At 62.7% G+C, this 13901-nt stretch carries 9 protein-coding genes; 2 read left to right on the top strand and 7 right to left on the bottom strand.

Translation table 11 applies throughout. The annotated features are described in order from the left end of the window. Positions 1–71: 71 nt before the first annotated feature. The 4 genes from ABD937_RS04625 to ABD937_RS04610 form a co-directional block, all read right to left on the bottom strand. Positions 72–1004: a DMT family transporter gene (locus ABD937_RS04625; RefSeq protein WP_345253769.1), complete on the bottom strand. Its 933-nt coding sequence runs from the start codon at positions 1002–1004 to the stop codon at positions 72–74. A 168-nt stretch (positions 1005–1172) separates the two neighbouring features. Further along, positions 1173–2780, bottom strand: a complete 1608-nt coding sequence (locus tag ABD937_RS04620) for a catalase (protein ID WP_345253767.1) — start codon at positions 2778–2780, stop codon at positions 1173–1175. Between the two features lie 326 nt (positions 2781–3106). Then, positions 3107–3589 carry a hypothetical protein gene (locus ABD937_RS04615; RefSeq protein ID WP_345253765.1) on the bottom strand — a complete coding sequence of 161 codons (483 nt, stop codon included), beginning with the start codon at positions 3587–3589 and terminating at the stop codon, positions 3107–3109. A 126-nt stretch (positions 3590–3715) separates the two neighbouring features. Then, the gene (locus tag ABD937_RS04610; protein WP_345253763.1) at positions 3716–5230 is read right to left on the bottom strand and encodes a S41 family peptidase; all 1515 of its coding nucleotides are present in this window, start codon (positions 5228–5230) and stop codon (positions 3716–3718) included. 219 nt (positions 5231–5449) lie between these two features. On the opposite strand from ABD937_RS04610, the gene ABD937_RS04605 reads away from it, so the two are divergent. Both ABD937_RS04605 and bshC read left to right on the top strand, forming a co-directional pair. Continuing rightward, a complete protein-coding gene (locus ABD937_RS04605) occupies positions 5450–6976 on the top strand; it encodes an aldehyde dehydrogenase (NADP(+)) (protein ID WP_345253762.1) in 1527 nt (508 codons plus the stop codon). Positions 6977–7162: 186 nt separating this feature from the next. Further along, the gene (gene bshC / locus ABD937_RS04600; RefSeq protein ID WP_345253761.1) at positions 7163–8752 is read left to right on the top strand and encodes a bacillithiol biosynthesis cysteine-adding enzyme BshC; all 1590 of its coding nucleotides are present in this window, start codon (positions 7163–7165) and stop codon (positions 8750–8752) included. A 50-nt stretch (positions 8753–8802) separates the two neighbouring features. Here bshC and purE read toward each other — a convergent pair whose 3' ends face one another. From purE to ABD937_RS04585, 3 genes are all read right to left on the bottom strand, one after another. Further along, positions 8803–9357 (bottom strand): 5-(carboxyamino)imidazole ribonucleotide mutase, encoded by a 555-nt coding sequence (purE, locus tag ABD937_RS04595; protein ID WP_345253760.1) that lies wholly within the window; start codon positions 9355–9357, stop codon positions 8803–8805. An 81-nt stretch (positions 9358–9438) separates the two neighbouring features. Next, the gene (locus ABD937_RS04590; RefSeq protein ID WP_345253759.1) at positions 9439–10755 is read right to left on the bottom strand and encodes a TolC family protein; all 1317 of its coding nucleotides are present in this window, start codon (positions 10753–10755) and stop codon (positions 9439–9441) included. Between the two features lie 3 nt (positions 10756–10758). Next, a complete protein-coding gene (locus ABD937_RS04585; protein ID WP_345253758.1) occupies positions 10759–13872 on the bottom strand; it encodes an efflux RND transporter permease subunit in 3114 nt (1037 codons plus the stop codon). Positions 13873–13901 lie beyond the last annotated feature (29 nt).

Genomic DNA, 13901 nt, shown 5'->3' with positions numbered 1-13901 from the left:
GTGAGGCGTCAAGCGTGAAGGGGCATAAAGCTTTGCTTCAAATCATTGATGCACGGCTCACGCTTCACGCATCATGCCTCACGTTTTCTCGCTGGCTGCCATTGCGCCAACAGGAGGCCGCAGAGGATGAATGCGAAGGCGGCCAAAAGGGTAGGGGTGATGCGCTCGCCGAGCCAGGCCGCCGCTTCGAGCGTGCTGAACACCGGGATGAGGTTGCCGAACAGCGAAGTGCGGGCGGGGCCGAGGCGGCGGATGGCCTCATTCCACAACAGGAAGGCGGCGGCAGAGGCACACAGCGCCAGGTAGGCCACCGAGAAGATCGCCGGTGCATCCCACAGCGGGCCAGCTGCCATCTGGCTTCGCTCCCAGAGGTAGGCCGGCAACAGGAGTACGGTACCCAGGGCCACATTCACGAACAGGTAGGAAGTGGCACCGATACCGGGCGGACGCCGCCGCACGAGGAGGGTATACACGGCGAAGGCAAGGGCAGCGGCAAGGATCCACAGATCGCCCCCGCTCAGGCGCAGCTGCCCCACTGCCGCCAGGTTGCCGCGCGTGAGCAGCACCAGCAGCCCGACGCAACACAGGAGCGCGCCAAGGTAGGCCGGCAGCGGCAGCCGCTCGCGGAACAGGAGGTACGACAGGAGCAGTACAAATACGGGAGCGGCCGTGGTGCCGATCAGCGCCAGGTGGATGGCGGGCACTTCACGCCCCGCAATGTAGATGAAGGTGTTGAACAGCGTAATGCCGGTTAGGGCTGCTCCGAAAAAATGCAGCTTGTGCCGGAAGATCAGCGCTGCGTCGCTACGGAGCGCCTTCCAGGCCATTGGAAGCAGCAGCAGCGTTGCCAGCAGCCAGCGCCAGAAGGCCAGCGATACCGGCGGCATCCGTCCCTGCAGGCCCCGCGCGATCACGAAATTGCCCGACCACAGTAGGGTGGCCAGCACTGCCAGGAGCATTCCGCTACGACGCACGGCAGGTGAGATACGGACCGGTTCAGCCATTGCGTAAAAGTACAGGAATGCGCACAGTGCAGGCTATTTGCTGCGCTCATCCAGGTAATGGGCCTGATGGGCAACTCCTCGCAGCACGAGCCGTGGAAGAACGTCTTTGGAACAAGCGGCAACAAAAAGCCCCCGCACCTGCGGGGGCTGTAGTTCTATTGATTGGTCTCAATACGGCTTTGCGTCGTGCGCGTTTTGCTCCGCCTGGTCTACCGCGTCCTGCGACTGCGTGGTGCCGATCGGGCCCTTCTGCTGGTTGCCACTATTCTGGCGCAGGCCTTCCTCCACCCGGCGGCCATACTCCGGATCGCACTGTTTGAACAGTTCGATCATGCGTTTCTGGATGAACTCCTTGCAGGGCGCGAGCGTGTTCACGAGGTTCCGGATCAGCTCGTCGCGCTCCCAGTCTTCGAACATCCGCCAGCGCTCGCCGGCCTGCCCGAAGTTGTTCTGCCGCGGGATCTTCTGGCGCACGAGGTGGGCGTTGTAGTGTGGCGTATGGTCCTTTCCGGTGCGCTTTGCCTCGGTCACGTTGTTCTGCGAGGAGGGCTCGTAGTTCACATGCGGGTTGGAGCCTTCGGTGATGTCCTGGTGATAAGCCATCTGCCCGTCGCGCTGGTTGGTGGCTACGGGCGACTTGGGCGCATTAATCGGCAGCTGCAGGTAATTGGTGCCCACGCGGTAGCGCTGTGTGTCCGAATACGAGAAGGTACGGCCCTGCAGCAGCTTGTCGTCGGAGAAGTCGAGGCCGTCCACGAGTACACCTGTGCCGAAGGCCACCTGCTCCACTTCCGCAAAGTAGTTGACCGGGTTGCGGTCGAGCACCATGCGGCCCACGGGGAGAAAGGGGAACTGCTCCATCGGCCAGATCTTGGTGGGGTCGAGCGGGTCGAAGTCGAGCTCGGGGTGCTCGTCGTCGCTCATGATCTGCACGCACAGCTCCCACTCGGGAAAATCGCCGCGCTCGATCGCTTCATAAAGATCCTGCGTGGCGTGGTTGAAATTAAGGGCCTGGATCTCCTGCGCCTCGGCCTGCGTGAGGTTGCGGATGCCCTGCTTCGGCTCCCAGTGGTATTTCACCAGCACGCCTTCGCCGTCGGCATTCACCCACTTGTAGGTGTTCACGCCCGAGCCCTGCATCTGCCGGTAGTTGGCCGGGATGCCCCAGGGCGAGAAGAGGAAGGTGACCATGTGCATGGCCTCGGGCGTATTGCTTACGAAGTCGAAGATGCGCTCGCCGTCCTGCCGGTTGAAGACCGGGTCGGGCTTAAAAGCATGCACGAGGTCCGGGAACTTGACCGCGTCGCGGATGAAGAACACCTTGAGGTTGTTGCCCACGAGGTCCCAGTTGCCTTCTTCGGTGTAGAACTTCACAGCAAAGCCGCGCGGGTCGCGAAGCGTTTCCGGAGAGTGCCCGCCATGGATCACGGTGGAGAACCGTACAAATACGGGGGTGCGCTTGCCTTTCTCCTGGAACAGCTTTGCGCGGGTGTATTTGGATACGGGCTCGCTGCCGGCCGTGCCGTAGGCCTCGAAGTAGCCGTGGGCGCCGGCGCCGCGCGCATGCACCACGCGCTCGGGGATGCGCTCCCGGTCGAAGTGTGAGATCTTTTCGAGGAGGTGGTAATTCTCCAGTGTCATCGGGCCGCGCGGGCCCACAGTGCGGGTATTCTGGTTGTCGTACACCGGGTGTCCCTGCCGGGTGGTGAGGGGGTTCGGCTGCTGGTTGCCGTTATCCGTGCCGTTGCCGCCGGCTGCGTTCGGATCGATCGCCATGTTTCGCTGGTTTAATGGGTGAGGGTTGAGCATAAAAGTACTTGATGGCGCCTGCCCCTCCGTGGCTGAGCTCGGCAAAAAGTTCCGATGGTCCGATCGGCAGGATCGATCGGATGCAAGTATCGGGTCGTACGTGTCTTGGTTTAGCTTGGCTGGGAAGGTGCCAAAAATACGTGAGGCGTGAGGCGCCAGGCTTGGGAGAAAGTAACAATTGTCGGGCAGGTCGCTCCACGCGTCACCTTTCGCCTGGTCCCGTCGGGGGGCTGGCGCACACAAGTAACTTCAATGAAAATATCCGGAAGCGGGTAGCGTCTGCTCCGTACCGGTCAGGCGGGCACCAGCATCGGCACGGGCAGCAGGTAGCGTTTCTTGCTCATGCGCCCGTCGAGCAGCAGCGTGTCGAGGTGGGTGGCGCCGAGCTCGCTGCAGGCGCTTTCCAGGGCACGGTTGGCCTCGTCGAAGGTGATGAGTACCTCGCGGATGCCGTGTGCGCGGTAGAGCGGCAGCACCGCCGACGTAGCGCGGGCCGGCAGGCGCTGCCCGTAAAAGGAGCGCTCCAGCAGGATGCCCACGTGCCCGATCTCCGGGATCTTGCCGGCGTCGCGCTCGATGAGCGCCGAGTAGGTGCCGGCAAAGCGCCCGCCCAGGTGGATGTCGAACAGGTAGCCCGGGATCTCGTGGGGCGCGTAGAAGAAATGATGCCGCAGGCGCAGCTCAAGCCCCTGCGCGCGCAGGGTGGTCAGCGGGCGGAAGGCCGGGTGTCCTGCACCATCCACGATCTGAACGAAGCCGCCGGAAGGATAGGTCATGGGGTTACCGTTTGGTTCCTTAAATATACTTCTCCTTCGGGGGATTCAGCGCCACCGGTGACCGGTACCCGAAAATCTTTTCGGGTGGCGGTTCCTGCCTGCCCGGAGCACTTCTTTGCTCCGGGGCTATTGGTTGCCCCTTCCTGCCCGGAGTTGCTGGTATTCGTCGATCCATTTTTGCGCGGCCTGCACCGCAGCCTGATCGTGGAGCGGGGCCCCTGCCGCGCTTTCAGGGGTACGCACCTCCGGCCGGATGGAAATAGGATAAGCTACCCCTTTCCGGTCGATGCAATGCCCTTCGGGCAGGATCAGGTAGCCGCCGCCGGGCAGGTCGCAAACACCGGGCAGGAAAGCCGCCCCGGCACTTTCCTGGCCGAAGCTCTTTGTGCGCCGGCTGCTTTTGAGGGCAATCAGCGCCATTTCCGCCGCGCCGCTGGTTTCCTTGTCGAGCAGTACCGCCACCGGCAGGTCGCGTCTTGCCTTTACGAGCAGGCTCATGGTCACCGGGTCGGGGGATCCGTCGGTTTCGGGATCGTAGTGGTCTTCACGGGTTTCGGTTGCGCTTACACGGTAGTACAGGCGCAGGGAGTGGCCGGCATCCAGCAGCGGAAAAAGGCCCTGGACCATGGGCCGGAAGCTGCCACCGCGGTTGCCACGCAGGTCCAGGATCCAGCCCGATACCGCACTGTCCTGGTCAAGATTCCCGATGGTGCGCAGCAGCGCGCGGGTATAATCCCAATGGTCGCGTGGGGCGCTGCTCAGGAGCGTGGGCACGCGGAGGTAGGCATACCGCTTTTGGAGGATATTCCCGGATGGGAGCAGCGCCGGTTCGCCGGAGTGGGGTAACCCCGCCTTGGGCGCCGCGGTTCGGTCCGGAAAATGCAGCGACACCCGGCGGTCGCCGATCCCGGTGGTCAGCGCCAGCAAAGAAGGGTAGAGGTCCAGCGAGTCTTCCGCGCCGCTGGCCATGAGCTGCATTTCGCCGGCGATCCTGTTCCAGTCGATGCCCGGCTCCACATACCGCTCCCGCGCGAAGGCCAGCACGGTGTCGAGAACGGCTTGCCGGATGAGGGGCAGCCCGGCAGACGGCTCCCGCTTCACGAAAAACTGCAGGTAATCGAACCACGCCGCACCGGCGCCGCCGGCTGCCAGGCTGATCACCATCGAGTCCGTTCCCTGCGGCAGCGGAAACCGGCGCTCGAACACCGTCCAGGCGGTATCGGCGATACGCCTTGCCGAGAGGGGCGTGCGCGGCACACCGGTAAGTTTCCCGTTGCGGTAGAAGGTGAGCAGCATGTCGGCGCGGCAGGCGTCCGCCACCCGGGCTGCAAAGAATACCTGTATTTGCCGCATCGCTCCGGAAGGGGCGATCGCAATGCCCTGCGACAGGGTCACCCTGCCATCGCGCTTTCGTACCTGGAGGCGCACCGCTCCACCGCCTTCGAACACCTGTTGCTGATCGAACGATACCGCCGGTGGGCGACCGGCAGGGACTTCCGCGGCGGTCCAGTCGCTAAACAGGGAGGCGGCTTCCTCAAAGCCCTGGTTGCGGACCCGGAGGGCCTGCGCCTGCCCGTGCTGAGTGGTGCCGAGGAAGAGTGCGATCGCGATAAAAAGGCGTGTGGGTTTGTTTTGGTACATTGCTGTAATGGGTCTGCTGACGGTGCTTCCTAGGTGACGTTTCGATATACGGCTGCAACCGGCTGCGCGCGAACGGCTTGGGTGCTCAGAAGCAGTGGTATGCCGGAAGGTAAGTAAAAATACGGCCCGGCTATGCGTGCGAAAGAGCGGGTGGATGCGATTTCCGGAACAGGCGAGGTCTGTGCCGTTCCCGGCCCCAACTTTGCCCAAAGCCCACGTATGGAACCGCAATCACAAACCTTGTCCGCCGTCGCCGCAGCCCTGGAGGCGTCGGTCGCCGCCGGTGCTGTATACCGCCGTAAAACCCTTCGTGAGCGAACCGCCTTCCTGCATGCGATCGCCCGCGAGCTGGAAGCCGATGCAGACAAGCTGATAGCCACCGCTGCCCGCGAAACCCACCTCGACGAGGCCCGGCTCCGGCTCGAGCTCCGGCGCACGCAGTGGCAGCTGTTCAGCTACGGCAACGCCTCCCTCGACGGCATCCCGCTTGGCATCAGCATCGATACGCCTTCGGCCGCAGGAGGCCGCAGTGAAGCAGACGGCGGCAAGCTCCCCGATTGGGGCAAAGTGCAACCGAAGCAGGACCTCCGTAAGATGCAGGTGCCCCTGGGTCCCGTAGTTGTTTTCGGCGCCTCGAATTTTCCGTTCGCCTACAGTACCGCCGGTGGCGATACGGCGGCCGCCCTGGCGGCAGGCTGCCCGGTGATCGTAAAGGCGCACCCGGCCCACGCGGAAACCTCGTGCGGCGTGGCTACGGCAGTGCAGCGCGCTGCCGCCGCCTGCGGCCTTCCCGAAGCCCTGTTCCAGCACCTGGAAGGCGGTTTCGATTTGGGCGGCGCGCTGGTGCAGCACCCGCTCACGGCGGCCGTGGCCTTTACCGGTTCGCTGGAGGGTGGGCGTGCGCTGTTCGATCTTGCGGCGGCGCGCCCCCGGCCGATACCGGTATTTGCCGAGATGGGCAGCGCCAATCCAGTATTTCTACTGCCCGGACAGCTCGCGGAGCAGGGCGCGGAGCTTGCGAAGCTGCTCACGGCCTCCATCACCAGTTCGGCGGGACAGTTCTGCACGAAGCCGGGCCTGCTCATTGGCATCGAAGGGCCGGAGCTGGATGCGTTCGCGGATGCGCTGGCGAAGCGTATTTCGATCGTGCCGCCGGCGGAGATGCTCCACTCCGGCATCGCCAAGGCCTTCCAGCACAAGCGCGCCGATGCGTTGGATATAGCCGGGGTGGAGGTGGCCGGAACGCTCTCCTGCCCCGTAGGGCGCAACGAGAGCATCCCGACGCTGGCCACGGTGCCGGGCGAGATCTTCCTCGCGCAGCCGGCGCTGCACCACGAGGTGTTCGGCCCCTTTGCGCTGCTGGTGCGTTGCCGCGATGCGGCGCAGTTGCTGGATGTAGCGCTGGCACTGGAAGGTCAGCTCACCGGAACCCTGATGGCCACCACCGAAGAACTACGGGAGCTGCCGGAGCTGCTCGAAGCCCTTCAGGCGCGTTGCGGCCGGATGGTGCGCAACGGTGTTCCGACGGGTGTGGAGGTGGTGACGGCGATGCATCATGGCGGTCCGTACCCGGCCACCACCGATGCGCGCTTCACCGCGGTGGGCGCCGATGGCATCGGCCGCTTCACGCGCCCCGTGTGCTTCCAGAACTGGGAAGAGGAGCTGCTCCCCGAAGAACTGCAACGCCATAATCCGCTCGGCGTCTGGCGAAGAGTGAACGGGGTGCTTTCGCGGGAAGGTTTTTAAGGTTCTTCGGGTTCTTAAGATTCTTATGGTTCTGGGGTTCTGAGGGTTCTTTAAGTTTTCAAGAGTTTGGGTTTGTCAGGGATACCGTTTGACGAAGGAAGCCGGAGCAACGTAATAGCGCAACAACCATCAGCACCCTTAAAAACCCCAGAACCTTAAGAACCTTTTCCTGTTTACTTTTGCCGCATGTTTTCTGCGCAGACGCTCGCTTATGAAAAGACCGGCAGCTTTTCGAAGATCGTAACCGATTACCTGGCGGGAGCGCCTGCCCTCGCGCCCTTCTACCGCTACAGCCCCGACCTCGAAGGGATACGGGCCGCGCTCGAAGCGCGCAAGGCCGCGCCCCAGCACCGTGCGACCCTCGTGGCCGCCCTGCGCGATCAATACAAGTCGGTGGCCGCGAGCCCCGAAGTGGCGCAAAGCATCGAGGCGCTTCTTGATGAAAACACGTTTACCGTCACTACGGCACATCAGCCCAACCTGCTGAGCGGGCCGTTGTATTTCCTCTACAAGATCCTGCACGCCATCCGCCTTGCCGCCACCCTGCGGGAGCAGCTTCCCGGCTACAACTTCGTTCCCGTTTTCTACATGGGATCGGAAGATGCGGACCTCGAGGAGCTCAATCATTTCTCGATCGAAGGCAAGCGCTATACCTGGAGCACGAAGCAGACCGGCGCGGTGGGCCGCATGACCATCGACAAGGAGATCTCCGGCCTCCTCAAAGGCGTGGAAGGGCAGTTGTCGGGACTTCCCGAAGGCGGGGCACTGCTGTCGCTGTTGCGTAGCTGCTTCCAGGAAGGCTGCAGCATCCAGGAGGCGACGTTCAGCCTCGTGCATGCGCTCTTCGCGCGCTTTGGCCTCGTGACGCTGATTGCCGACGATGCGCGCCTCAAAGCCCTGATGGGGCCGGTGTTCGCCACCGACCTTTTTCAGCAGCAATCGTCGACCATTGTTTCCGATACCTCGGCACGCCTGCAGGAGCACTATAACATGCAGGCACACCCGAGAGCCATCAACCTGTTCTACCTCAAAGACGATATCCGCGCCCGCATCGAGCAGCGCGGCGACCGATACCAGGTGCTGCAAACCGACATCTCGTTCTCCGAAAGCGAGCTGCGGACCGAACTGGAGGAACACCCGGAGCGCTTCAGCCCGAACGTGATCCTCCGCGGTCTTTACCAGGAAACGATCCTGCCCAACGTAGCGTTTATCGGCGGCGGCGGCGAGCTCGCCTACTGGCTGCAGCTGAACGACCTCTTTACGCATTACGGCGTGCCCTTCCCGGTGCTGGTGCTCCGCAACTCCTTTCTCCTCCTCGGTGCCGGGCAAAAAGAGCGCGCCGATGCGCTCGGCCTCGATGCGGAAGCGCTGTTCCTTCCGGTGCTGGAGCAGGTGAACCGGCATCTGGCGCGCAGCGGGCAGCAGCCGCGGCTCAACGGGGAGGTGCAGGAGCTCGGCGCGCTCTTCGAAAAGCTGCGCGCGTCGGCTGCGGCCGTCGACAGTACGCTCGACCAGCATGTGGCGGCGTTGCGCACCCGCTCGCTCCACCTCGTAAACGAGCTGGAGAAAAAGATGCAGCGCGCGGCCCGGCGCCGTGAGGCAGCCACGCAGCGGCAGCTGGAGCACCTGAAGCAGCAACTCTTTCCGAAAGGCGGACTCCAGGAGCGCGTAGAGAATTTCAGCACTTTTTATGCGCGCTACGGCGATGCGTTCATCGATGCGCTCTACCGGCATTCCGGTGCGCTGGAGCAGCAGTTCACGATACTATATCCCTAATAGAAAAACCCCGGCGATACCCGCCGGGGTTTTTCTTTAGCGTCGTTCCTCTATTTGCCGTCGAATTCGTTGCGCCAACCGGAGGACCGGAGGCGGCCCGCTTTCTCGAGCACTTCGTCGTTGAGGGATTGCTTGTAGGCCGTCATTTTCTCCCCGACCGCTGCGTCGGACGACCCGATGATCTGGGCGGCGAGAATGCCCGCGTTCTTGGCGGCGTTGAGCGCCACAGTGGCCACGGGTACGCCGTTGGGCATCTGCAGGATGGACAACACCGAGTCCCACCCGTCGATGGAGTTACTCGACTTCACGGGTACGCCGATGACGGGGAGGGGCGTGATGGCCGCCACCATACCGGGCAGGTGGGCAGCGCCGCCGGCGCCGGCGATAATGACCCGTAGCCCGCGCCCGCGCGCCGATTGGGCGTAGTCAAACATGCGTTGCGGCGTTCGGTGTGCCGATACCACGGTCAGCTCGAACGGGATCCCGAATTGCATCAGGATATCGGCTGCGGCCTGCATCACGCCCAGGTCGCTGTCGGAGCCCATGATGATGCCGACGAGGGGAGTTTGAGGATTGGGGTTTGAAGTTTGGAGTTGGTCGCTCATGGTTCGAGAGAATGATTGTTGGATAACGGTCGCAAGATCGGACTATTCACGTCAAACCTCAAACTGCAGACGTCACGTGTCTTATCGCACGATATCCCCGCGCAGCCTTGCCAGCTCGATCTCCGCGGCTTTCATATTAAAGCGGGCCTGGATGAGGCGTGACTGACCATCAAAAAGGTTTTGCTCCGCGGTGCGCATTTCGAGGAAGGTGGAAAGCCCGAGGCGGTAACGTTCCCGGGCGATCACGAGGTTTTCGCGGATAAGGGCGATGTTGCTTTCCTCGAGCTGCAGCGTCTGGCGCGAAAGCTCGTAGTTCTGGTAGGCGGCCATGATGCCGGAGCCCACCAGTGCCTTCGTGGCGTCGTACTGCAGCTCCAGGTTCTGTACGTCGATCTGGGCCGCCCTGATGTTGCGGCGTGCCTGGAACCCGTTGAAGATCGGGATCGTGGCCGTGAGGCCGTAGTTGAAGCCCTGCGTCTGGTTCAGCAGCGGCGAGAAATTGTTGGGCGGGGTGTTGTTGTTGGTGCGGTTGAAATTGTAGGCTGAAATGACCGACACGGTGGGGAAGCGCTCGGCCTTCCGTTCCTTCACCACAAGTTCAGCGATGTCGATCTGCTGTTTATTGAGCTGCAATTGCGGGTTGCCGGCTTCGATCGAAAGCTGCACCGAGTCGAGCAGGAGGTTGCTGTTCACCGGTATCGAATCCACTACGCGGTAGGTGGTGCCGGGCTGGAGCGTGAGCTGGCGATTGAGTACTTCCATCTGCTGGCGCTTCGTGTTCTGCTGCGTCAGCAGGGCCGTACGCTGGCCGTTGAGGTCGATCTGCGCCTGCAGCACATCGCTCTTGATGCCGGTGCCGATGTCGAACTTGTATTGCGCGAGCTTGAGGCGCTCCTCGCTCAGCGCCATGGCCTCCTGGGTGGCCGTCTGCTGCTGTTGCAGCCGGGCGATGTCGAAGTAGGTACGGAGCACGTCGGCGATGGTGGTCACCACCTGGGCGCGGATCTGCAGCTCGCCGAGTTTCACAAGCTCGCCGAGGCGTTCACGGGTCACGAACATCCGCAGGCCGTCGAACACCGTCCAGTTGAGGTCGGCGCCGTACTGCAGGTTCGTCGAGTTTACCTTGCGCTCCACCTTGGGATTGCTCGCAAAGGTCTGCTCCACGTTGTTGTTGTTGCGCAGGTAGGTGGCCCGCCCGTTGAGGCGCGGGAAGAATGCGTATTTGGAGTAGCTGTAGTCGAGGGCCGCGAGCGTGGAGTCGTTGCGCGAAAGACGGATGTCGTAATTCTGGCGCAACGCCATGCCTACGGCTTCCTCCACGGTGAGGAGGCGCGCCGTGTCCTGGGCATGCGCGGGGCCGGCGGCTAGAAGGGCAATGGCGAATAAGGTCTTCTTCATGGGTCAATGCACGGGTTGAGCGGCTTGTTTCTTTTTGTCTTCCTCGTCGATGAGCTCGAGCTGATTCCGCTTCTTGCGGCTCGAGAGCATGGAGTAGATGGCGGGGATGACATAGAGCGTCAGCACGAGCGAGAAAATGATTCCACCCACGATCACAATCCCCAGCGGGATCCGGCTCGTGGCGGCGGCACCGAGCGAAAGGGCGATCGGGAGCGCACCGAGGGCCATCGCGAGCGAGGTCATCAGGATGGGGCGAAGGCGCTGCTGCGAGGCATAGATCGCGGCCTCGCGGCGGTCCATGCCCTGCAACCGGCTCTGGTTGGCGAACTCCACGATGAGGATGCCGTTCTTCGTCACAAGGCCGATGAGCATGATGATACCGATCTGTGAGAAGATATTGAGCGTTTGCCCGAAGATCCACAGCGACAGCAGGGCGCCGGCGATGGCCAGCGGCACCGTGATCATGATGATGAAGGGATCGATGAAGCTCTCGAACTGGGCCGCGAGGATCAGGAAGATAAGGCCGAGGGCGAGGTAGAGGGCAAAGGAGATACCGCCGGAACTTTCCTGGTAGTCGCGCGCGGTGCCGGTGAGCGCCGTCGAGAAGGTGGGGTCGAGCAGGCGCTTGGCAATGGCCTGCATCTCCTCGATGCCCTGGCCTACCGTGGCGCCGGGGGCAAGGCCGGAGGAGATCGTTGCCGACTTGAAGCGGTTGAAATGGTAGATCGTAGAAGGCGTCGTGGCTTCCTCGATGGTCACGAGGTTGTCGAGCGACACCATCTGCCCGCTGTTGCTGCGCACATAGAGGCCCCGCAGGTCGCTGGGGTCGTCGCGCTCGGCGCGCTCCACCTGGCCCATCACCTGGTATTGCTTGCCACGCATCGTAAAGTAGCCGAGGCGCTGGTTCGACAGCGCAAGCTGCAGGGTGCGGGATACGGCCTCCACGCTTACGCCCATCTGGTTGGCCTTTAGACGATCCACGTTGATGCGCAGCTCGGGTTTGTTGAACTTGAGGTCGGCGTCCACCTGCTGCAGGATGCTGCTCTTGTTGGCCTCTTCGAGGAAGCGGGGGAGCACCTGCGCCAGCTTTTCGAACTGGTTGTTCTGGATCACGAACTGCACGGGCTGCCCGCCGCGGCGGTTCACCGAGATGGTCTGCTCCTCGATGGCGAAGGCGCGTCCTTCGTTGAACTTGCCCAGGTTCTTGTTCACCATCTCCACGATCTCTTTTTGCGAGCGGTTCCGGTCCTTCGGATCCACCAGCGCCACGCGCACAAAGCCCGAGTTGGTGGAGCCGCTCATAAAGCCCGGCGCCGTCAGCGACAGCACGGTCTTCTTCTCCGGTACCGAGTCAAGCATGAAGTCGGAGAGGCGGTTGATGTAGCGGTCCATGTAATCGTAAGCAGTGCCCTCGGGAGCGGTTACCTGGAGGCGGAACTGGCTGCGGTCTTCCATGGGAGCGAGCTCCGAGGGCAGCGATCCGCCGATGAACCAGATGATGCCGCCGCAGAGCGCCACGATCACCCAGGCCATCCAGCGCACGCGCAGGAAGCCGCGTACCGACCGGCCGTAAGTGCTTTCCATCCACTGGAAGAAGGGCTCCGTTTTGCGGTAGAACCAGCCGTGGTCGTGGATCTTCTTGGAGCTCGTCAGCTTTACGTTCAGCACGGGCGTCAGCGTCAGCGACACAAAGGCCGAGATGAGCACGGCGCCGGCCACCACGATGCCAAACTCGCGGAAGAGGCGTCCGACGAAGCCTTGCAGGAAGATGATCGGGAGGAACACAAAGGCCAGCGTGATCGACGTGGCGATCACCGCGAAGTAGATCTCCTTGGAGCCCTCGCGCGCCGCGCGCCATTTGTCCATGCCCTGCTCCATCTTCTTGTAGATGTTCTCCGTTACCACGATACCGTCGTCCACCACGAGGCCCGTGGCCAGCACGATGCCGAGCAGCGTCAGCACGTTGATGGTGAAGCCGCAGACGTACATGATGAAGAAGGCGCCGATGAGCGACACGGGGATGTCGATGAGCGGGCGGAAGGCGATGGCCCAGGAGCGGAAGAAGAGGTAGATGATGAGGATCACCAGCACGAGGGAGATGATCAGGGTCTCTTCCACCTCGGAAATCGAGTTCTTGATGAAGCGCGTCTGGTCGAGGGCGATGTTGAGCGTGATGTCCTGGGGCATGTCGGCCTTCAGCTGCTCGAAGCGCTTGTAGAATTCGTTGGAGATCGATACGTAGTTGGAGCCGGGTTGCGGGATGATGGCGAGTGCGATCATCGGGATGCCGCTCTCGCGGAGCTGCGATTCCTCGTTCTCCGGGCCCAGCACCGCCTCGGCCACGTCGGAGAGGCGCACTACGGAGCTCGAGTCGCTCTTCACCACCACGTTGTTGAAGTCTTCCTCGGTGTTGAGGCGTCCGAAGGTGCGCACGGTGAGCTCCGTGGCGTTGCCGGCGATCTTGCCGGAGGGCAGCTCCACGTTCTCGCGCGTCAGGGCCTGCGATACGTCGATCGGGGCGAGGCCGTAGGAGGCAAGCTTTTCGGGCTTGAACCAGATGCGCATCGCGTAGCGCTTCTCGCCCCAGATCTGGATCGCCGATACGCCGGGGATGGTCTGCAGGCGCTCCACCAGTACGTTGTTGGCCCATTCGGAGATCTCGAGCTGGTTGCGCGTGTTGCTCTGCACCGTCATCGAGAGGATGGGGTCGGAGGAGGCGTCGGCCTTGCTCACAACGGGCGGGGCGTCGAGGTCGGCGGGCAGCTGGCGCGTGGCCTGCGATACCTTGTCGCGCACGTCGTTCGCGGCCGCCTCGAGCTCGATGCCAAGCTCGAATTCCACGTTGATGTTGGAGGAGCCGGCGTTGGAGGAGGAGGTGATGTTCTTGATGCCCGCGATGCCGTTGATGGCCTTCTCCAGCGGCTCGGTGATCTGCGTTTCGATGATCTCGGGGTTGGCGCCGCCATAGGAGGTGCGCACGTTGATATTGGGCGGGTCGATGGCGGGGTAGTCGCGCACGCCCAGGAACTTGAAGCCGATCACGCCGAACACCACAATGATGATGTTCATCACGATGGCCAGCACCGGTCGCCGTAGGGAGAGTTCACTGATGTTCATGGAATCAGTTTAGAAGAGTGTTTCGAAGG

The organism is Flaviaestuariibacter amylovorans (genome assembly GCF_039541815.1).
GTDB lineage: Bacteria > Bacteroidota > Bacteroidia > Chitinophagales > Chitinophagaceae > Flavisolibacter > Flavisolibacter amylovorans.
Note: the sequence above shows the minus strand (reverse complement) of the source record. Positions and strands in the feature narration are given on the sequence as shown.